This is a genomic window from Streptococcus sanguinis, from assembly GCF_026781265.1.
GTDB classification, from domain to species: Bacteria; Bacillota; Bacilli; order Lactobacillales; family Streptococcaceae; genus Streptococcus; species Streptococcus sanguinis_T.
In genome coordinates, this window is the sequence record NZ_JAKUVC010000015.1 from 14,124 (window position 1) to 36,226 (window position 22,103).

At 46.4% G+C, this 22,103-nt stretch carries 17 protein-coding genes; 10 read left to right on the forward strand and 7 right to left on the reverse strand.

The genetic code is table 11. The annotated features are described in order from the left end of the window. Window positions 1–50 precede the first annotated feature (50 nt). Both MK370_RS11010 and uvrA read right to left on the reverse strand, forming a co-directional pair. Complete coding sequence (locus MK370_RS11010; RefSeq protein ID WP_268685275.1) at window positions 51–1,112, reverse strand: M24 family metallopeptidase; 1,062 nt, start codon at window positions 1,110–1,112, stop codon at window positions 51–53. Between the two features lie 152 nt (window positions 1,113–1,264). Continuing rightward, complete coding sequence (gene uvrA, locus MK370_RS11015; protein ID WP_268685276.1) at window positions 1,265–4,096, reverse strand: excinuclease ABC subunit UvrA; 2,832 nt, start codon at window positions 4,094–4,096, stop codon at window positions 1,265–1,267. 127 nt (window positions 4,097–4,223) lie between these two features. On the opposite strand from uvrA, the gene MK370_RS11020 reads away from it, so the two are divergent. Both MK370_RS11020 and MK370_RS11025 read left to right on the forward strand, forming a co-directional pair. After that, the gene (locus MK370_RS11020) at window positions 4,224–5,168 is read left to right on the forward strand and encodes a magnesium transporter CorA family protein (RefSeq protein WP_268685277.1); all 945 of its coding nucleotides are present in this window, start codon (window positions 4,224–4,226) and stop codon (window positions 5,166–5,168) included. Window positions 5,169–5,186: 18 nt separating this feature from the next. Further along, window positions 5,187–5,861: a DUF1129 domain-containing protein gene (locus tag MK370_RS11025; protein ID WP_268685278.1), complete on the forward strand. Its 675-nt coding sequence runs from the start codon at window positions 5,187–5,189 to the stop codon at window positions 5,859–5,861. A 114-nt stretch (window positions 5,862–5,975) separates the two neighbouring features. Here the strand turns inward: MK370_RS11025 and rpsR are convergent, their stop codons facing one another. The 4 genes from rpsR to hutI form a co-directional block, all read right to left on the reverse strand. After that, window positions 5,976–6,215 carry a 30S ribosomal protein S18 gene (rpsR, locus tag MK370_RS11030; protein ID WP_000068664.1) on the reverse strand — a complete coding sequence of 80 codons (240 nt, stop codon included), beginning with the start codon at window positions 6,213–6,215 and terminating at the stop codon, window positions 5,976–5,978. A gap of 36 nt (window positions 6,216–6,251) precedes the next feature. Continuing rightward, a complete protein-coding gene (locus MK370_RS11035) occupies window positions 6,252–6,746 on the reverse strand; it encodes a single-stranded DNA-binding protein (protein WP_268685279.1) in 495 nt (164 codons plus the stop codon). A gap of 11 nt (window positions 6,747–6,757) precedes the next feature. Next, complete coding sequence (gene rpsF, locus MK370_RS11040; protein ID WP_001151775.1) at window positions 6,758–7,048, reverse strand: 30S ribosomal protein S6; 291 nt, start codon at window positions 7,046–7,048, stop codon at window positions 6,758–6,760. Window positions 7,049–7,226: 178 nt separating this feature from the next. Beyond that, on the reverse strand, window positions 7,227–8,492 hold the full coding sequence (gene hutI, locus MK370_RS11045; RefSeq protein WP_268685280.1) for an imidazolonepropionase: 1,266 nt from the start codon (window positions 8,490–8,492) through the stop codon (window positions 7,227–7,229). 204 nt (window positions 8,493–8,696) lie between these two features. Here hutI and MK370_RS11050 point away from each other — a divergent pair, with 204 nt between their 5' ends. From MK370_RS11050 to hutG, 8 genes are all read left to right on the forward strand, one after another. After that, on the forward strand, window positions 8,697–10,727 hold the full coding sequence (locus tag MK370_RS11050) for a urocanate hydratase (protein ID WP_268685281.1): 2,031 nt from the start codon (window positions 8,697–8,699) through the stop codon (window positions 10,725–10,727). A 118-nt stretch (window positions 10,728–10,845) separates the two neighbouring features. Further along, entirely contained in the window at window positions 10,846–11,745 is a 900-nt protein-coding gene (ftcD, locus tag MK370_RS11055) for a glutamate formimidoyltransferase (RefSeq protein ID WP_125373398.1), read from the forward strand. 14 nt (window positions 11,746–11,759) lie between these two features. Further along, the gene (locus tag MK370_RS11060) at window positions 11,760–12,386 is read left to right on the forward strand and encodes a cyclodeaminase/cyclohydrolase family protein (protein ID WP_268685282.1); all 627 of its coding nucleotides are present in this window, start codon (window positions 11,760–11,762) and stop codon (window positions 12,384–12,386) included. A gap of 66 nt (window positions 12,387–12,452) precedes the next feature. Next, window positions 12,453–14,126, forward strand: a complete 1,674-nt coding sequence (locus MK370_RS11065) for a formate--tetrahydrofolate ligase (RefSeq protein ID WP_268685283.1) — start codon at window positions 12,453–12,455, stop codon at window positions 14,124–14,126. 12 nt (window positions 14,127–14,138) lie between these two features. Further along, window positions 14,139–14,738 carry a HutD family protein gene (locus MK370_RS11070; RefSeq protein ID WP_268685284.1) on the forward strand — a complete coding sequence of 200 codons (600 nt, stop codon included), beginning with the start codon at window positions 14,139–14,141 and terminating at the stop codon, window positions 14,736–14,738. Between the two features lie 75 nt (window positions 14,739–14,813). Continuing rightward, window positions 14,814–16,154, forward strand: coding sequence for an APC family permease (locus tag MK370_RS11075; RefSeq protein ID WP_268685285.1), 1,341 nt, complete (start codon window positions 14,814–14,816; stop codon window positions 16,152–16,154). Between the two features lie 35 nt (window positions 16,155–16,189). Continuing rightward, a complete protein-coding gene (gene hutH / locus MK370_RS11080) occupies window positions 16,190–17,731 on the forward strand; it encodes a histidine ammonia-lyase (RefSeq protein WP_268685286.1) in 1,542 nt (513 codons plus the stop codon). A 142-nt stretch (window positions 17,732–17,873) separates the two neighbouring features. Further along, window positions 17,874–18,863 (forward strand): formimidoylglutamase, encoded by a 990-nt coding sequence (gene hutG / locus MK370_RS11085; RefSeq protein WP_326845095.1) that lies wholly within the window; start codon window positions 17,874–17,876, stop codon window positions 18,861–18,863. A gap of 57 nt (window positions 18,864–18,920) precedes the next feature. Here hutG and MK370_RS11090 read toward each other — a convergent pair whose 3' ends face one another. Continuing rightward, the gene (locus MK370_RS11090) at window positions 18,921–21,965 is read right to left on the reverse strand and encodes an AAA family ATPase (RefSeq protein WP_268685288.1); all 3,045 of its coding nucleotides are present in this window, start codon (window positions 21,963–21,965) and stop codon (window positions 18,921–18,923) included. Window positions 21,966–22,103: the final 138 nt, after the last annotated feature.

Sequence of the window (22,103 nt, forward strand, 5' to 3'; positions counted from 1 at the left end):
TCTTTTTAAAATTATATTTCTATTTATTCTATCATAAAGCCTGATAATTCTCAAATAACAATCAACTCTTTCGGCGCAAGAGTTAGGACTTCGCAGCCTGTTTCTGTGATGAGGAGATCGTCTTCGATGCGGACGCCGTATTTGCCGTCCAGATAAATACCCGGCTCATCCGTCAGGACCATGCCCGCCTCAATCGGCTCTTCTGACTTGCCAAAGTAAGGAATCTCATGGATGTCCAGTCCGATACCGTGACCAATCCCATGGCTAAAGTAAGGACCGTAGCCAGCATCGTTAATAATCTGGCGCGGAATCCGGTCAAAATCAATCCGGCTAAGCCCAGCCTTGGCTGCTTCTATCAGAGCTTGATTGCTGCGCAGGACAATATCATAAATCTCCCGCTCTTCATCTGACACCTGCCCCACATGAACAGTCCGCGTCATATCACTAACATAGTGATTGTAGTAGCAGCCAAAGTCCATGGTCAGGGTTTCACCCTTTTGAATAACCTTGTCACTAGCCACACCATGCGGCATAGCAGAGCGGTAGCCCGAAGCGATGATGAAGTCAAAAGAGGCACCTGAAGCACCTAGTTGACGCATACGGGCATCTAAAAAGTTCATAACAGCCAGCTCTGTCGTCTCATCAGGCTTGATAAAATCCAGCACATCTAGGAAAGCTTGATCCGAAATCTGACAGGCCTTGCGAATGGTCGCGATTTCGTGCTCATCTTTAATCATGCGCAGATTTTCAATAAAGCCTGTCATGGGAACCAGCTCGTAGGCCGAGAAGACACTTTCCAGCATCTTGAAGTAGGCATAGGAAATCTCATCCTCAAAACCGATTTTTTGCAGCTTGTCATCCGCAATAATCTTGACAATCTCTCTAATCGCGTCGCGGGTTTCGACAATATCAAAACCTTGGACTACTCCCTTGGCAATCAGCGTATAGCGCGCATCCGTCAGGAAAATCCGACGATTCTTGCTGATAAAAACTGTCGCTTCTGTCCCGCTGAAACCAGTCAGATAGTAAATATTTTTCAGATTGGTTACTAAAACAGCATCGCAGTCTGTCTGAGCCAACGTTGCTTCAAACTTTTCAACTCTTGATAACATGAGGCACCTCCGTGAAATAACTAAGCTTATTATATCAAAAAACCAGTCAAATAGGACATTTTTTGACAAAACTTATCTAGGTCTTAGAATCCAACGAGCACTCTCTGACATGAAAAATCCCTGTTTTTAATATCTAACAGGGATTTGATAAATTATTTCACGTGCAGTTTACCTTTCAAGTACTGGCCGGTATAGCTGGCTGGATTAGCAGCGACTTCTTCCGGTGTCCCTGTCGCAATAATCGTACCGCCACCGACACCGCCTTCCGGTCCTAAGTCGATGATATGGTCAGCTGTCTTGATAACATCCAGATTGTGCTCGATAACGAGTACTGTATTGCCATCGTCCACAAAGCGTGATAGCACTTGAAGGAGCTTGGCAATGTCTTCAGAATGCAGACCCGTAGTCGGCTCATCCAGGATATAGAAGGACTTTCCAGTCGAGCGCTTGTGAAGTTCGCTGGCCAGCTTCATCCGCTGGGCTTCACCACCTGACAAGGTTGTGGCTGGCTGCCCTAGAGTCACATAGCCTAGTCCCACATCCTTGATAGTCTGGAGTTTGCGGGCAATCTTGGGAATATGCTGGAAGAACTCTACTGCATCATTGACCGTCATGTCCAGAACCTGAGCGATATTCTTCTCCTTGTAGTGAACCTCTAGAGTTTCGCTATTATAGCGGGTGCCGTGGCAGACCTCACAGGCCACATAGACGTCAGGCAGGAAGTGCATCTCAATCTTGATAATCCCATCACCCGAGCAGGCCTCACAGCGACCGCCCTTGACATTAAAGCTGAAACGGCCCTTCTTATAGCCACGAATCTTGGCTTCATTGGTTTTAGCAAACAGATCGCGAATATCGTCAAAGACTCCAGTATAAGTAGCTGGATTAGAGCGCGGTGTCCGGCCAATCGGACTTTGGTCAATATCAATCAGTCGATCCACATGCTCAATGCCGCTGATTTTCTTGAACTTACCTGGCTTGGCAGAGTTGCGGTTGAGTTTCTGGGCAATGGCCTTTTTGAGAATAGAGTTGACCAGCGTTGACTTACCGGATCCAGAAACTCCTGTCACAGCTATAAATTTGCCCAAGGGGAATCTGGCCGTGATATTCTGCAGATTATTTTCCTGAGCCCCGATCACTTCAATAAAGCGACCATTGCCTACACGGCGTTCCAATGGTACTGGGATCTCGCGCTTACCTGACAGGTATTGGCCAGTGATGGATTTTTTGCTCTTAGCCACTTGTGCAGGAGTGCCGGCTGCGACGATTTCACCGCCGAAAACACCGGCTCCTGGTCCCACGTCAATCAGCCAGTCAGCCTCCCGCATGGTGTCCTCATCGTGCTCAACCACGATAAGGGTATTTCCCAGGTCGCGCATCTTCTTGAGGCTGGCAATCAGGCGGTCATTATCACGCTGGTGCAAGCCAATAGAGGGCTCGTCCAAGATATAGAGGACACCACTCAAGTTAGAACCAATCTGAGTCGCCAAGCGAATCCGCTGACTCTCACCTCCCGATAAAGTCCCAGCCGAGCGAGACAAAGTCAGGTAATTAAGGCCAACGTTATTAAGGAAGGTCAGACGGTCATGAATTTCTTTGAGAATAGGACGCGCAATCGTAGCTTCATTGTCAGTCAAGCTAAGCTTGTCCAACTGAAGCAAATGATCTGCAATGGACAAGTCTGAAACTTCACCGATGTGCAAGCCATCTTCGCCACCAACACGGACAGACAAGGCCTGGTCATTGAGACGGTAGCCCTGGCATGTTCCACAGGTCAGCTCATTCATGTAGAGACGCATATGGGTGCGGGTGTAGTCACTATTGGTTTCATGGTAGCGACGCTTGATATTATTGACAACTCCTTCAAAAGGAATATCGATATCGCGCACACCACCAAATTCATTTTCATAGTGGAAATGGAATTCCTTGCCATCTGAGCCGTAGAGAATCAAGCTCTTATCTTCTTCTGACAAGTCCTCAAAAGGCTTATCCATATCCAATCCAAAGGCTGTCATGGCCTGCTCTAGCATGTTTAGATAGTAGTTAGACGAGATAGGATTCCAAGGCGCAAGAGCTCCCTCACGCAAAGTTTTGCTGGTATCAGGAACCACCAAGTCAACATCCACCTCCAGCTTGATGCCCAAACCATCACACTCACTACAAGAGCCAAAAGGCGCATTGAAGGAGAAGAGACGTGGCTCTAGCTCTGGCACCGTAAAGCCACAGACTGGACAGGCATAGTGCTCCGAAAAGAGCAACTCCTCGCCGTCCATAGTGTCAATCACCACATAGCCCTCAGCAATCCGCAGAGCAGCTTCGACCGAGTCAAAGAGGCGGCTGCGCACCCCTTCCTTGATAACAATTCTGTCTACTACGACTTCAATATCATGCTGCTTGCTCTTAGAAAGCTCTGGCAATTCCGTCACATCGTAAATATCCCCATCCACTCGCACCCGGACATAACCGTCCTTCTGAACCTTGTCAAAAACGGTCTTATGCTGGCCCTTTTTCTTACGAATGACCGGCGCTAAAATCTGCAACCGCTGACGCTCCGGCAATTCCAAGACCTTGTCAACGATCTGCTCGACAGACGAAGCCGTAATAGCTCCATGACCGTTGATACAGTATGGCGTTCCAACACGAGCATAGAGCAGACGCAGGTAGTCATTGATTTCGGTTGCAGTTCCCACTGTTGAGCGGGGATTTTTGCTGGTTGTCTTCTGGTCGATGGAAATAGCCGGGCTGAGACCATCAATCGAGTCCACATCAGGCTTTTCCATATTGCCCAAAAACTGCCGAGCATAGGCCGACAGACTCTCCACATAGCGGCGCTGCCCCTCAGCATAGAGGGTGTCAAAAGCCAGACTAGACTTGCCTGAACCAGACAACCCCGTCACCACGACTAGCTTGTCCCGTGGAATTTCTACATCAATATTTTTTAAATTATGAGCTCGCGCTCCATGAATCACAATTTTATCTTGCATCTTGACCTCGTTTCACTTATAAACCTTCTCCATTATAACAAATTTTTCTGCAAACTTTTGCCCCAAAAGCCTGAATTTGTAGTATAATAGTACGGTATGCAAAAAACACTCTGGAAAGGAAAAGATCATGAAGCAAGTCTTTTTATCAACTACGACAGAATTCAAAGAGATTGATGCGCTCGAATCGGGCACTTGGATCAATCTTGTCAACCCTTCCCAGAGTGAATCAATCGAAATCGCCAACGCCTTTTGCATTGACATCACCGACCTGCGAGCGCCGCTCGATGCAGAAGAAATGTCCCGGGTCACCATCGAGGATGAGTACACGCTGATCATCGTTGACGTGCCCATCACAGAGGAGAGGAATAACCAGACTTACTATGTCACAATCCCCCTTGGTATTATCATCACGGAAGAGGCTATTATTACCACTTGTTTGGAAAAATTACCTCTGCTGGACATCTTCATTCACAGGCGCCTGCGCAACTTCTATACTTTTATGAAGTCACGTTTCATCTTTCAGATTCTCTACCACAATGCTGAACTATATCTGACAGCCCTGCGCTCCATTGAACGCAAGAGTGAGCAGATTGAAAGCCAGCTGCACAAGTCCACGCGAAATGAAGAACTGATTGAGCTCATGGAGTTGGAAAAGACCATCGTCTATTTCAAGGCCTCTCTCAAAACAAATGAGCGCGTGATTAAGAAGCTGACCAGCTCCACTAGCAATATCAAGAAATACCTAGAAGACGAGGACTTGCTGGAAGATACCTTGATTGAGACCCAGCAGGCCATTGAGATGGCTGATATCTACGGCAACATCCTCCACAGTATGACTGAGACCTTTGCCTCTATCATTTCTAATAACCAGAACAATATCATGAAAGCCTTGGCTCTGGTGACCATTGTCATGTCCATCCCGACCATGATTTTCTCAGCCTATGGGATGAACTTCAAAAATAACGAACTGCCTCTCAACGGCGAACCACATGCCTTCTGGATTATCATGTTCATCGCCTTTGCCATGAGTGCCTCGATCATGGCCTATCTTATGCACAAAAAACTATTTTAACCTTTAGAAAGAACGCCTATGTCACAAGTATCCCTCGACAAACTCAGCAAAAAAAACAAAGAATTTATCCATATCGCGACTAACCAGCTCTTACAAGACGGCAAATCCGATCAGGAAATCCAGACAATCTTAGAAGGCATTCTGCCGGAAATCCTGGAAAATCAAGTCAAGGGAATCACTGCCCGCGGTCTCTACGGAGCCCCAACTACTTGGGCATCTTCTCTGACCGCAAAAGAGCACTATGATGCCGAACATCCAAAAGAAAATGACGATCCTAAATGGATGATGCTGGACTCTGTTCTCTTCATCTTTGGTTTCTTTACCCTCCTGACCTCAATCGTCAATCTAGCTTCCTCTCAGCCATCTGTCTATGGACTGACGACTCTCGTACTCGGAAGCATCGTCGGCGGCCTTTCTTTCTATGCCCTCTACCACTTTATCTACCGTTTCTACGGACCAGATAAGGACCGCAGTCAGCGCCCTAAGCTGCTCAAATCTATCCTTACAATGGCAGCGGCTATTCTCCTCTGGAGCATGTCCATCGTATTGACCAGCCTCCTGCCTGAATTCCTCAATCCTCGCCTGTCCAATATCGTAGTTGCTATTGTCGGTGCTATTACCCTAGCCCTGCGTTTCTATCTCAAAAAACGCTTCAACATCAAGAGCGCGACTATGGGACCGACGAGGTACTAATCAGAAAATCAAATGAAAATAATGAAAAGACAGTTCAACTTTGACTGTCTTTTCATTATGTTTTCTTCAATCATATAGTATTTAAAAATCCCCCGCCATAGGCAGGGAATCTAATTAGTCTTCATTTACGAAAGGCATCAAAGCCATTACGCGAGCGCGTTTGATAGCTGTTGTTACTTTACGTTGGTTTTTAGCTGAAGTTCCTGTTACGCGACGAGGAAGGATTTTCCCACGTTCTGAAACGAAACGGCTAAGAAGCTCAGTATCTTTGTAATCAACATATTCAATTTTGTTCGCTGCGATGTAATCAACTTTTTTACGGCGTTTGAATCCGCCACGACGTTGTTGAGCCATGTGTTTTCTCCTTTATATTATAGTTAGATTCAATCCTTAGAAAGGTAGATCGTCGTCTGAGATATCCATCGGGTTAGAATTGCCAAATGGGCTCTCATCACGAGAAAAGTTCGGTACTTGGTTAGACGAGTCTGCACTGCCATAACTTGGAGCAGAGCTGCCGCCGAAGCTGTTTCCACCGTAAGCGCCAGATGATTGACCATCACGATTAGAGCGGCTTTCCAAGAGTTGGAAATTGTCCGCAACAACTTCTGTAACATAGACACGCTGGCCTTGCTGATTCTCGTAGTTACGCGTTTGAATACGACCTGTAATTCCGATTAGGGCTCCTTTTTTAGCCCAATTTGCAAGATTTTCTGCCTGCTGACGCCAGATGACAACATTGATAAAATCTGCTTCTCGCTCGCCACTTTGATTTTTAAAGTTGCGATTGACAGCCAGAGTAAATGTTGCGACCGCTTGGTTCTGCGGTGTATAGCGAAGCTCGGCATCACGGGTCATGCGACCCACCAGTACAACGTTATTAATCATAGTCTACCTTCTTAAGCGTCAAGTTTGACGATCATGTGACGAAGAATGTCAGCGTTGATTTTTGAAAGACGGTCAAACTCTTTAAGAGCTACGTCGTCGTTTGCTTCAACGTTAACGATGTGGTAAAGTCCTTCACGGAAATCTTGGATTTCGTATGCAAGACGACGTTTTTCCCAGTCTTTTGATTCAACAACAGTTGCACCATTGTCAGTCAAGATAGAGTCAAAGCGTGCTACCAAAGCGTTTTTAGCTTCTTCTTCAATGTTTGGACGAATAATATAAAGAATTTCGTATTTAGCCATTGATTTTTCCTCCTTTTGGTCTAATGACCCCAAGACTTTGCAAGGGGTAAGTGAGGTTTGCTCACAAATAATTATTATAGCAGACTTCCAGCAGAATGGCAAGGGAAAGTTTTGATATAAAGAAAACTCTCCCTGTCACCAGAGAGAGTCCGAAAAATACGATTCGTTTGTAGAGAGGCTAGACAATTCTTCCTTGATCGACGACCAGTTTTCCTGCCTTGTAAACCTGATGGGTCAGGTTAGTCGCAAAGAAATAAAGTGGATAATCAATATTCTTAGCATCTAGGATGGTAATGTCAGCCTGCTTGCCAGTATCAAAGCTACCAATCCTATCTTGACGGTTAACTGAGTAGGCCGCATTGATGGTTACGGCATTGAGAACTTCCACTGGCGTCAGACGCATCATAAAGCAACCAAGCTGCATAACGAACTGCAGGTTAGCTGTTGGACAGGAGCCTGGATTGCTGTCGGTAGTCAGAGTGATGGCCATACCAGCTTCCAGCATCTTGCGGGCTGGTGCATAGGTATCTTCCATCAGACTGAAGGTAGTCGCTGGCAGGAGATTGCCGATAACCTTGGCTTCTGCCATCTTGCGAATGCCATCATCAGTCGCCATCATCAAGTGTTCCGCACTGGTTGCTCCTAGCTCAGCCGCTACATCCACCCCGCCGATAGACTCGATTTCATCAGCATGGATACGAAGTTTGAAGCCCATCTCCTTAGCTTTAGAAAGCAGGTAGCGTGACTCGTCAGCTGTAAAGACGCCTTTTTCACAGAAAATATCACAGAACTCAGCTAGATTCTCTTCTTTTACCCTAGGCAACATTTCCTCGACGATGAGCTCTAAATACTCCTGAGAACGTCCCTTATATTCTGGTGGAACGGCATGGGCAGCCATAAAGGTCGAAACGAGATCAATCTCGTGGTCACGGTCCAGAGCCCCAACGACATCTAGTTGGCGCTTCTCTGTTTCCCAGTCCAAACCATAGCCACTCTTGGCCTCAACCGTTGTCACCCCATGCAGCAACATATAGTCCAATAACTTCTTAGATTTATCGTACAGATTTTCAAAAGAAGCTTCTCGCGTTGCTCGAACTGTACTGAGAATTCCGCCACCTTGAGCAAGAATTTCCAGATAAGGAACACCGGCTAATTTCTTAGCAAATTCATGCTCCCGGCTGCCACCGTAGACCAAGTGAGTGTGGCAGTCGATTAAGCCGGGCGTAGCAATCTTACCCTCATAAGACTGGATCTTAGTATCTGGTCCAATCAGACTAGCATCTGGTTCTCCGCTGCCAACAGCTAAGATTTTTCCGTCTTTGACTGCAATGTAGCCGTCTTCTAACACTCGAGCTTCCTTCATCTCCGCTCCAAAAAGGGGGTGCCCAAGATCATTAGGACAAAAGACTTGATTAAAGTGAGTTAATAGTAAATCAGCAGTCATGTTTCTTCCTCCATTTTATTTCTAACATTTTTACTTGCTTTTCATCATAATACACTATCGTCAAATTATAGTCAAAAGCTTTTAAAAAATAGGAAATTCTCTTTTTTTCTATTTTATGTTTTTTTCTTGACTTTTTATGGACGGGGGTCTTATAAAATAAGGTCGAAACATATTTTATACTTGACTTAATAAGGAGGAATCTTCATGTCATACTTTAGTGAAAATGAAATTGCAGCAGCAATGACCGTCAAATTAGACGATGTATTACCTGAAAAAACGGTTTTCCAAGAAGGCATCCGCCGTGCACCTGACCGGGGCTTCCGTCTCACTCAGGCGCAAACAGAAATCGCTCTAAAAAATGCCCTTCGCTATATTCCAAAAAAATTCCACGAAGAAGTGATTCCAGAATTCTTGGAAGAATTGAAAACTCGTGGACGGATTTATGGCTACCGCTGGCGTCCAAAAGAACGCATCTATGGTAAACCAATTGATGAATATAAAGGAAACTGTACCGCAGCTAAGGCTATGCAGGTCATGATTGACAACAACCTGAGCTTTGAAATCGCCCTCTATCCTTATGAATTGGTTACTTACGGGGAAACTGGATCTGTCTGCGCTAACTGGATGCAGTATAATTTGATTAAAAAATATTTGGAAGTGATGACCGACCATCAAACTTTGGTTGTAGAATCTGGTCACCCTGTTGGCCTCTTTAAATCTAAACCAGAAGCTCCGCGTGTCATCATCACCAATGGTCTCTTAGTCGGTGAATACGACAATATGAAAGACTGGGAAATTGCAGAAGAAATGGGCGTGACCAACTACGGTCAAATGACAGCCGGTGGCTGGATGTACATCGGTCCTCAAGGTATCGTCCATGGTACTTTCAACACCCTTCTCAATGCTGGGCGCTTGAAACTGGGTGTAGCTGATGACGGTGACCTAACCGGTAAACTCTTTATCTCTTCTGGTCTGGGTGGCATGAGTGGAGCTCAAGGGAAAGCGGCCGAAATTGCTAAAGCTGTAGCAATCGTGGCAGAGGTAGACTATTCTCGGATTGAAACTCGTCACTCCCAAGGCTGGATTAGCCAATTAGCCGAAAGTCCAAAAGAAGCAATTGACTTGGCTCAGAAAGCTCTAGAAGCTGGCGAATCCACTTCTATCGCCTACCATGGTAACATCGTAGACCTCTTAGAATATGTCAACGAGAACAATATCCATGTCGATTTGCTGTCCGACCAAACTTCTTGCCACAATGTTTATGACGGCGGCTACTGTCCAGCTGGTATCAGCTTTGAAGAGCGGACTCGCCTCCTAGCTGAAGACAAGGAAACCTTTGTTAAGTTGGTTGACCAAACCTTGGAACGTCACTTCAAGGCAATCAAGACCTTGACTAACAACGGCACCTACTTCTTTGACTACGGTAATGCCTTTATGAAGGCAGTCTATGACTCTGGCATCAAGGAAATTTCTAAGAACGGCTTTGACGACAAAGACGGCTTCATCTGGCCTTCTTATGTAGAAGATATCATGGGGCCAATGCTCTTTGACTATGGTTATGGTCCTTTCCGTTGGGTATGTCTGAGCGGTAAGCACGAAGACCTAGTCGCTACTGACCATGCAGCTATGGAAGTGATTGACCCTAACCGCCGCTACCAAGACCGCGACAACTACAACTGGATCCGTGATGCAGAAAAGAACCAGTTGGTTGTTGGAACCCAGGCTCGGATTCTCTACCAAGACTGTATGGGACGTGTCAATATCGCCCTCAAGTTCAATGAATTAGTGCGCGAAGGCAAGATTGGCCCTGTCATGATCGGCCGTGACCACCACGACGTATCTGGTACTGACTCTCCATTCCGTGAAACTTCTAATATTAAAGATGGATCTAACGTTACCTGCGACATGGCTGTGCAATGTTATGCTGGTAATGCAGCTCGCGGTATGAGTCTGGTAGCTCTCCACAACGGTGGCGGAACTGGTATCGGTAAAGCAATCAATGGTGGCTTTGGCTTGGTACTGGACGGCAGCGAACGCATCGATGAAATCATCAAATCTGCTATCGCTTGGGATACAATTGGCGGAGTCGCTCGTCGTAACTGGGCTCGCAATGAGCATGCTATTGAGACAGCTATCGAATACAACCGTCTCCACCAAGGAACAGACCACATCACCATTCCGTACTTAACTGATGAAGATTTGGTCAAAGAATCTGTTAAGAAATTGTTCGAATAGGAAAAACTTGTCTCCCAACTTCCGACCTGGACTGGGCTCAGCCTAGCTCAGGAGGAGGTTCTGCTTTATTAAGTTCATATTATAAATTAAAATTATTGATATCACGAGGTAATATCTTATGGCAAAAATTGTTGAATGTATTCCTAACTTTTCTGAAGGCCGCAACCAAGCGGTCATTGACGGTCTAGTGGAAACAGCTAAGAGCGTGCCAGGAGTGACACTTTTGGACCACTCTTCTGATGCCAGCCACAACCGCAGCGTCTTTACCTTGGTCGGTGATGACCAAAACATTCAGGAAGTTGCTTTCCGTTTGGTAAAATACGCTTCTGAAAATATTGACTTGACCAAGCACCAGGGTGAACACCCTCGTATGGGCGCAACTGATGTCCTGCCTTTTGTACCTATCAAGGACATCACAAGTGAGGAATGCGTAGAAATTGCGAAGACCGTATCTGAGCGAATCAATCGTGAGCTCGGTATCCCTATCTTCCTCTATGAAGATGCAGCGACTCGTCCAGAGCGCAAGAACTTGGCCAAGGTTCGTAAAGGACAGTTTGAAGGCATGCCTGAAAAACTCTTGGAAGCTGACTGGGCACCTGACTACGGCGAAAGAAAGATTCACCCAACTGCTGGTGTCACTGCTGTCGGAGCTAGAATGCCGCTCATTGCCTACAACATCAACTTGGATACAGACAATCTGGAAATTGCCAACAATATTGCCAAAGTCATCCGTGGATCAAGCGGTGGTTACAAGTACTGTAAAGCTATCGGTGTGATGCTGGAAGACCGCAACATTGCTCAGGTTTCTATCAACATGGTCAATCTGGAAAAATTCCCACTCTATCGCGTCTTTGAAACAGTTCGCTTTGAAGCCAAACGCTACGGAGTTGGAATCCTCGGCTCAGAAGTCATCGGTTTGGCTCCAGCTAAGGCTTTGATTGACGCAGCAGAATACTATCTGCAAATCGAAGACTTTGACTATGGCAAGCAAGTTCTGGAAAACCATTTGCTGGGCTAGGAGGACAGAAACCTATGAAATTAGTAGATTTAAGCTTGACAGAATTTGCCCAAGTCCTAGGCTCAGATGCTCCTGCACCAGGAGGCGGCTCTGCCGCTGCTCTTTCCGCAGCGAACGGTATTTCCCTGACCAAGATGGTTTGTGAATTAACCCTTGGCAAGAAAAAATACGCAGAATTTGAAGCAGAAATTGCTCAAGTGCATGCAGAAAGTGCCCGCCTCCAAGAAAGCCTGCTCACAGCTATCGACAAGGATACTGAAGCCTTCAATCTGGTCTCCGCCGTCTTTGATATGCCTAAGGAGACAGAGGAAGACAAGGCTGCCCGTCGGGAAGCGATGCAACAAGCCCTCAAAGAAGCGACCAAGTCACCTTATGGCATGATGGAAGACATCTTAGCTGCCCTGCAAACAACTCAAAAAGCTGTTGGCAAGTCCAATACCAATGCTGCCAGTGACCTGGGAGTAGCAGCTCTCAAGCTTAAGGCTGGCCTGCAAGGGGCTTGGCTCAATGTCCTCATCAACCTATCAGGTGTTAAGGACGAAGCATTCGTCGCAGACTACCGCAGCAAGGGGGAAGAGCTCCTACAAAAAGGCTGCGCTCTAGCAGATGAAATTTATCAAGAAATTTTGAAAGTTGTCTAATAGATAAACGGAAGAGAAGCCCACTCTTTCCCATGAATGGACTTCCTTTTCTCAAGAGGTAACAATATGGTTTTATCAGATATTGAAATTGCGAATTCGGTTCAAATGAAGCCCATCAAAGAGGTAGCAGAAAAGCTAGGAATTGCTGAAGATGCCTTGTCTCTTTATGGAAATTACAAGGCAAAAATCAGTGCAGGCGAGCTGGAAGCCCTCAAAGACAAACCAGACGGCAAACTGATTCTCGTGACAGCTATTTCTCCGACACCAGCAGGAGAAGGCAAGACCACGACTTCTGTTGGATTGGTCGATGCACTAGCTGCTATCGGTAAAAAAGCCGTTATCGCTTTGCGGGAACCTTCACTTGGACCTGTCTTTGGTATCAAAGGCGGAGCTGCTGGCGGTGGTCACGCTCAGGTGGTGCCGATGGAGGACATCAACCTCCACTTCACTGGTGACTTTCACGCTATCGGTGTTGCCAACAACCTACTGGCGGCCCTCATTGATAACCACATCCATCATGGCAATGCCTTAGGCATCGACTCTCGCCGCATCACTTGGAAGCGGGCAGTGGATATGAATGACCGGCAACTGCGCCACATCGTAAATGGCTTGCAGGGCAAGGCCAACGGTGTTCCACGTGAAGATGGTTTTGACATCACAGTTGCTTCTGAGGTTATGGCTATTCTATGTCTGTCAGAAAATATCACTGACCTCAAGAACCGTTTGGAAAAGATTATCATTGGCTACAGCTTTGAAGGTAAGCCAGTAACTGCCAAGGACTTAAAAGCTGGTGGTGCTATGGCTGCTGTACTCAAAGATGCTATACATCCAAACTTGGTTCAAACTCTGGAACACACACCAGCCTTGATTCACGGCGGACCTTTCGCCAACATCGCCCACGGTTGTAACAGTGTTCTGGCGACCAAACTGGCTCTCAAATATGGCGACTATGCTGTCACAGAAGCTGGTTTCGGTGCTGACCTTGGTGCTGAAAAATTCATCGATATCAAATGCCGAACATCTGGTCTTCGTCCATCGGCTGTAGTTCTGGTTGCTACCATCCGCGCTCTCAAGATGCACGGTGGTGTGGCTAAGAGTGATTTGGCTGAAGAAAATGTCCAAGCTGTTGTAGATGGTCTGCCAAACTTGGAAAAACATCTGGAAAACATTCAAGATGTTTATGGATTGCCAGCAGTCGTTGCCATCAATAAATTCCCGCTGGATACCGAAGCAGAGTTGCAAGCAGTTTATGACGCCTGCCAAAAACGCGGAGTTGACGTAGTGATTTCCGACGTTTGGGCAAATGGCGGAGCCGGCGGTAAAGAGTTGGCTGAAAAAGTCGTTGAACTGGCCGAAGGAGACAATCACTTCCAATTTGTATATAATGAAGAGGACTCCATTGAAACCAAGCTCAACAAAATTGTTACTAAGGTTTATGGAGGCAAGGGCGTTCGCCTGACTCCTGCTGCTAAACGCGAACTCAAACAACTGGAAGAGCTGGGCTTCTCCAACTATCCTATCTGTATGGCTAAGACTCAGTACTCCTTCTCAGACGATGCTAAAAAGTTAGGTGCGCCTAAAGACTTTGTCGTGACTATCAGCCAGCTCAAAGTTTCTGCTGGTGCAGGCTTTATCGTTGCTTTGACTGGTGCAATCATGACCATGCCAGGACTGCCTAAAGTACCAGCCAGCGAAAAGATTGATGTTGACAAAGACGGCAATATCAGCGGTTTGTTCTAATAAATACCAAAAATGACAAATGTAACCCTTCTAAGAGTAAATGATTTTCAAGTTTCCGATTGGTCGGGGGGAAAGACAAAACGGCTTTATCTTTCCCCGCCAACTGGCCACTATGGCAAGCGTGACTTTGACTATCGACTCTCAACAGCGACTGTGGAGTTGGCTGAAAGTCAGTTTTCTGACCTCAGCGGCTTTCACCGCATTCTCATGAGCCTGGACCACACACTTCATCTCCACAATGCCAGCCGGCAGGAGGAAACGGTTCTAGCTCCCTTTACTCCCTATGTCTTTGAAGGGAGTGATTCTATCACAAGTCGTGGAACTTGTACCGACTTTAACTTAATCTACAGCAACCATTATCAGGGACAGATGATTGCTATCTCAAATGGGCAAGAGATTAGCCGAGATGACGAAATTCAATTTATCTATGCCTTAGGTAATTTGACGGTGACAGGAACAAACCTGCCAGTGCTTAATCTAGAGGCAGAGCAGCTTCTGATAGTGGAAAAAGAGACTCAGGAAACTGAGCTGCATATAATGTTTTCGAGTAACCAGCCAAAGGGAACGCCCCTTGCTATTTGGGCTGGTTTGACCCACATCCCTACTAAGTAAAGATACCAAGATGACTTGTCACCACTCTATCTTTACTTGGAAAGGATCCCATATCTCTAAAGGAGAAACATTATTATGGACGCAACTAAACTCACTGCACAAGAACGAGAACAGGAAAAAGCGAAATTCAGCTTTTCCGGTGCAACACTCTACGGTATCAATGCCGTTATCGGTTCAGGGATTTTCCTCCTACCGCAAAAGATTTATAAAGGACTTGGTCCTGCCTCTCTAGCTGTCATGCTTGGAACTGCCCTCCTCGTTATTCTCTTAGCCGTCTGCTTGGCAGAAACTGCTGGTTATTTTAATAAAAATGGCGGAGCCTTCCAATATTCCAAGGCTGCCTTTGGAGACTTTATCGGATTTAATGTTGGTTTCCTAGGCTGGGTCGTGACTGGTATCGCTTGGTCAGCTATGGCTGCCGGTTTTGCCAGACTCTTTATCATTACCTTCCCAGCTTTCACTCCTTACGAGCGTTTGCTTAGTATCGCTTTGATTATCTTGCTTAGCTTGATGAATATTGCCGGTTTGAAAACCTCTAAGTTTTTCACGCTGGCTGCAACAGTAGCTAAGCTCATTCCAATCATTGCCTTTGCAGCATGTGCTATCTTCTTTATCAAAGGCGGTGTAGACAAAGGAAACTTCACTCCTTTCCTACAGCTTGAACCTGGAAGCAATGTCATGACTGCTGTTGCCAACACAGCTGTCTATATCTTCTACGGCTTCATTGGATTTGAAACCATGTCGATCGTTGCCGGTGAAATGCGCAACCCAGAAAAGAATGTGCCTCGCGCCATTCTCGGATCTATCAGTATCGTTTCTATCCTCTACATGCTCATCATCGCTGGAACCATCGCCATGCTGGGCAGCCGTATCCTACAAACAGATGCTTCTGTACAAGATGCTTTTGTCGAAATGATTGGCCCTGCTGGCGCTTGGATTGTTTCTATCGGAGCCCTCATCTCTATCGCCGGTCTTAATATCGGGGAATCCATCATGGTACCGCGTTTTGGAGCTGCCATCGCAGAAGAAGGTTTGCTGCCTAAGAAAATTGCAGAAACCAACTCTAAAAACGCTCCTGTATTTGCTATCTTGATCTCTGGAGCATTCTCTATCGCCTTACTCTTCTCTGGTAAATTTGAAGAATTGGCTACCCTCAGCGTGGTCTTCCGTTTCTTCCAATACATTCCAACTGCTTTGGCGGTCTTGAAACTCAGAAAAATGTATCCAGAAAAGAAGGTTGTCTTCCGTGTACCATTCGGCCCTATCATCCCAGTCTTAGCTGTTGTTGTCAGCCTGATTATGATTGTTGCTGATAATCCGATGAACGTCGTTTACGGTGTCATTGGAGCAGCTGTGGCCAGCTTAGTATACTTCCTGATGCACGGCCGAAAACAGGTTCCTACTAACCCTGACTAACTCAAAGCATTATATCCCATAATGGAGGATTCTATATGTCAAAATTGATTCACTTAGACGGAAACAGTCTAACACTTGAAGACGTCATTGCAGTGGCTCGTCATGGAGCCACTTGCGAAATCGACCAAGAAGCTAAGAAAGCTGTAGAAGCTTCACGCAAAATCGTGGATGACATCGTCCGCGAAAAGCGGGTAGTCTACGGTGTTACAACTGGATTTGGCTCTCTCTGCAATGTCAGCATCTCACCAGAAGATACGACGCAGCTGCAAGAAAACCTAATTCGTACGCACTCCTCAGGCTATGGCGATCCCCTACCTGAAGATGCAGTCCGTGCTATCATGTTAATTCGGATTAATTCCTTGGTCAAGGGTTATTCTGGTATTCGTTTGTCCACTGTCGAAAAACTTCTGGAATTGCTCAATAAAGGCGTAGTCCCTTACATTCCAGAAAAAGGCTCTCTCGGTGCCTCTGGTGACTTAGCACCACTAGCTCATATGGTTCTGCCTATGCTAGGACTGGGTCGCGCTTACTATCAAGGCCAACTGCTCTCTGGGCAAGAAGCTTTGGACAAGGCTGGTATTGAGAAAATTGCTCTAGCAGCCAAGGAAGGGCTGGCGCTGATTAACGGAACGACTGTCCTGACAGGTATCGGAGCTCTGGCTACCTACGATGCCATCAAGCTGCTTAAACTATCAGATGTCGCTGGCGCTCTTTCCATGGAAGTCCATAATGGTATTACCAGTCCATTTGAAGAAGACTTACACACCATTCGACCTCAGAGCGGTCAGCTAGCTACAGCCCGCAATATCCGCAACCTTCTGGAAGGCAGTGGCAACACAACCGTAGCCACTCAACAACGGGTCCAAGACCCTTACACCCTGCGTTGTATTCCGCAGATTCATGGTGCCAGCAAGGACTCTATAGCTTATGTTAAGGCCAAGGTTGAGATTGAAATCAACTCCGTTACAGACAACCCTATCATCACCAAGGAAGGTCATGTCATCTCAGGCGGTAACTTCCATGGAGAACCAATGGCACAGCCATTCGACTTCCTCGGCATCGCTATTTCTGAAATCGGTAATGTATCCGAGCGTCGTGTGGAACGTCTGGTCAACAGTCAACTGAGCAAGCTTCCATCCTTCTTGGTCAAACACCCTGGCCTCAACTCTGGCTTTATGATTACCCAGTATGCTTGTGCTTCGCTTGCTTCTGAGAACAAGGTCTTGTCTCATCCAGCCAGCGTAGACTCTATCCCATCTTGTGAAAACCAAGAAGACTTTGTCAGCATGGGAACTACTGCAGCACGCAAGGCAGCTGAAATTCTCAAGAATTCTCGCCGCATCGTAGCAACAGAAATCATGGCCGCCTGCCAAGCTCTGGATCTGAAACCAGAAAACCATGAACTTGGTAAGGGAACCAAGCCAGCCTACGACCTCTTCCGTCAGCATGTCCGCTTTATCGAGTTTGACAAGGATATCGAAATCTATGAAGAGCTCAACAAGGCTTCTGAGCTGATTGAAAACGAAGAATTCCTAGCAGCCGTTGAAAAGGCTGTGGACTTGAGCATTCAGTTCTAAAGCTGATGACTCTGTAAAAAAGCTAACCTAAGAAGCCCACTCTCATGCAGCTGGGCTTCTTTTCCCGCCAAAAGTCATTGACAGGCTTGGCGGAAACTCTTATAATAAAGTCGCAAGTATCGTTATGGAAAAGGACAAAATCATGTTAGAAGATTACTATCAGCTAGATAACAGCTACTATCATAAGAGACTGGATGATGATTTATATGCTGCCAAGTGGGGGATGGTTATTGAGTTTTTGGACTTAAATGACCCTAACTTAAAACCCTTTGACCGCGTCAACTTTGCCCTAATTGGCTTCAAGAGTGACAAAGGGGTATATATCAACCACGGCCGAGTGGGGGCTGTCGAAGGACCACAAGCCATCCGAACTCAGCTGGCCAAGCTTCCTTGGCATCTGGGCAGAAATATCCGCGTCTTTGATGTTGGCGATATTGACGGACCTAACCGCTCTCTAGAGCAGCTGCAGCAAAGCTTGGCTCGGGCAGTCAAACGCCTGCGAGAGCTCAATCTCCGGCCTATTGTCCTAGGGGGTGGCCACGAAACAGCCTATGGCCACTATCTGGGCCTAAAGTCGTCACTAGCACCTGACCAAGACTTGGCCGTTATCAATATGGATGCCCACTTTGATTTGCGTCCCTATGACCAGACTGGTCCCAACTCCGGTACCGGTTTTCGCCAGATGTTCGATGACACTCTGGCTCAGAAGCAGGCCTTTAACTACCTTATCCTAGGAATTCAGGAGCACAATAACAATCTCTTTCTATTTGACTTTGTGGCAAAATCCAAGGCCATCCAGTTTCTGACTGGAATGGATATTTACCAAATGGGCTACAAGGAAGTCTGCAAGGCGGTCGATACTTTTCTAGCCGGCAAGGAGCAGGTCTATTTGACCATTGATATTGACTGCTTCGCAGCTGGTGCCGCTCCCGGTGTCAGCGCCATTCAGTCACTGGGTGTGGACCCTAATCTAGCTGTTCTAGTCTTCCAGCACATCGCAGCGTCAGGCAAACTGATCGGCTTTGATATCGTCGAAGTCTCTCCGCCTCACGATATAGACAGCCATACGGCCAATCTGGCAGCCTGCTTTGTCTTTTACCTGACCCAAGTCTGGGCGCAAGCACATGATTGATAGATTTTTGGCTATTTTAAATATTAAAAAGAGGATGAAGATAGCTTTCATCCTCTCTTATTTTTTGTTCAAGCCCTGACGCAAGTTTTCCAATTCCTTTAGCTGGTGCCGGTCACGGTAAGGATTGAGCTGGCTCTTAGCCGTTTCATAGTAGGTCTCAAAGTCCTGATCCAGCAAGTCTTCAAAGTCTGCTTGCTGCAAACTGCCAGTCAGCAGGCGATACTTAATCACAGCCATCAGATAGTAGATTAGCCCCTTGTCCCGCGGATTGCCATAGCGGCTGATGAGGCTATCCTTTTTCCGAAGCAGATCAAGCACTGGCTGGTAATCTCTCTTCTCACAGCCAATCAAGGCCAAATACACTTCCAACTGGGTCTCTTTCCAAGGGAAGCTGAGAGATTTCAAGGCTGTTTTAGCTTTGAGGAAAATCCGCTCCGCCTGCTCATAATCTTTCAGCTGATAATAGGTCATACCCAAGCCGATGTAGAAAGCAAAAATCGAAGGCTCTGCTATTTTATTTTCCGTCAGCTTAATGGCCTCCTTCTGATGGGTCAGCGCAGTCGTGAAATTTCCGCGAATCTGCTCTATCTCTGCCAGATAGTCTAGAGCCGCCGCAATCTGAATTGAGTACTTGGAACGCAGCGAAGCTGTCAAACTGAAACAATCAATAGACTGGTAGAGATGGTGAAGCGACTGCTCCTCATCTCCAATCATGAGATGATAGAGCCCCTTGAGCCGAAGGTTGATAGCAATGGCCTCGTGATTGTTGGCCTGGACCGAAGCATCTAGAGCCAACTCCGTATAGTAGCGCATCTCAGAGATATTCTCCGTCTGGATGCAGTAATAAATCATCTGCCGATAGCCTTCTAAGAGAAAATCCATCTGCTGCAGCTCCTTGGCCGAAATAATCACCTGCTGGATATTGTCCATTCCCTGCTGGTAATTCCCCGTCCGAATGGCATAGCGCCCTTCTAGATAGAGAAAGCGAAGAAGCAAAAGCTGAAAATCCTTGTGATTCTGGTGTTTTCTCTCTAAACCCTCTATCTCCCGACGGATACGGTCAAACTGGTCTAAAACCGCTGACTGATTGCTACCATCCGTCTTTTCGATGAAGCCAAATTCCCGCGAATAAATCGGAAAGAGCTCGTGATGAAACTGCAAGGTGGCCTCAAGATAATGCAGCTCGTACTCCAGAGACTTAATCGGCTGCTTGGACATCTTGTAGTGATAGGCGATTTCATTGAGCAGCTGGGCATGATGGAGAGAGTCTCCCAGCTGGTCTTCCATGCCTTGGGCAATCTGGTGATGCAGCATTCGCTTCTTAGCAAGTGACAGGCTATCATAGGCGTAGATTCTCAAAAGCTCCTGGCTGAACCGCACTACCAATTCCTCGCCCTGCTCCTCTTCCATCAACAGCTGCTTCTGTCCAACCCCCTCAGTGATTTCGACCACTTCTTCCATCTGAAGGCCTAGCAGTCTGGCTAAGAGCGAAACCGAGGCAGGAGCCCTAAAGCAAGCCAGATAGTCTACCAACTCCTCCTCTTGGCTGCTTAAATAATCCAGCTTCAGAGACAGCTTAGCCTTAATAGCCGGAGTCAGCGGATGAAACTTCTCTCCTCGCAGGAGCTGCTCAGCATACTCTGATAGGAAGAAAGGGATACCTTGACTGACCCGATAAATATCCTCAAGGCCTTCTTCAGATATGGATAAATGCCCCGTTTGGGCTTGCAAATAAGCCGCACTATCCTTAAAATTCAGCGGCTGCAGCTCAATAAAGCCCAGCTTATTGCGTACCAGCAGGTGATTGAAAAAATGTTCCAAATAAGAAGGGGTGCTCAGATGCTTGGTCATCACAAAGGCCACAGGATAACCAGTTAAATGATTCATGACCTGCTCCAATACAGCAACGCTGGCCTTATCCATCCAGTGACAGTCCTCAATCAAGATTATCAAAGCTTTTTTCTTAGAAATCTTTTGCAGAATATCCACGACAAACTGAGCCAGCTTGTCCGCATCCAACTGAAGACCAGAAGTGCCGCCTGTCAAAATGGGAAAATAACTCTCCAAAATGACCTGCCACTGGCTGATAGAGAGAATCTGGTGCTGAATAACCAAGTCGCCAAGGCCGTCCAGCAAGCTACGCCAAGGCTGCAGTTCTGTCTTCATCTCTTCCTTGAAGCACTCAGCCATGACAATCTGGAAATACTTGGTCTGATTGGCCAGTACTTGACGAGTCACTGTCCGCTTTCCGATACCAGTACCACCGACTAGGACCAGAGCACGCGCCTCCTGAGCCTCTATCACTTTGGAGAAATAAGATTCCAAGCGCTTGATTTCATTGACCCGCCCGAAAAAGTGGTCGGTATTGCGCAGAAACTGCTTGGTCTTACGCTCGCTACGGTCCTTGGCAAGCACCTCATGATATAGTTGCTGAATAGGTTCCGTAGGACTAATGCCCAGTTCCTTATCTAAAATATTGACCAATTTATAATAGGTCTCAATCACCTTGCCAGGACGATCATTATCCTGATAGAGCTTCATGAGCAGATGATAATTCTTCTCATCAAACTCATCAATGCTGATCAAGCGACGCAAATTCCGCTCAGCCTCTTCCAAATCCAGCTGGTCTTTTTCTGTTTCCAGCTGTTGGTAGCAGGCTTGGATATAAAGCTGCTCATATCGCGTCCGCATCTTAGACACCCAGTAATCAAAGGCCTCGCTGCCCTTGAGATAGAAGCCCTGCAGAAAATCACCCTGATAGAGAGACAGATGCTCTGCAGGATGGTTCGTAAAAAGTTCTACATCACTTTCAATCGCACACTCGGGATTAAGCGACAGCACAGTCCGGTTGGGAGCGACAATCCACTCCCCACCTAGTAGCTTGTTAGCTTGATAAATCGTGTTGCGCAGATTCTTTTTGGCGGTCTGATTATCCTTATTTTCCCAGAGGATTCCTGCAATCTCTTCTCTATTGACTGCACCATTGATATGAAGATAGTAAAGCAGAGCATTGATTTTGGCAAAAGGAAAAAAGACTTCCTCCTGATTGAGAAAGACACTCGGACTTCCTAGTAATTTCAACCTCAACAGATTTTTCGACATGCAAACGCCTCCAAGAAACCTTATAGAACTAATATAAACAAAAAGAGACAGTTTGGCAAGTAAAGTATTATACTAGCCCTTAATTTCCAGTTTTTAAATTGGTTTTATGTAAGATTTTTTTGTTATACTAGGATGAAA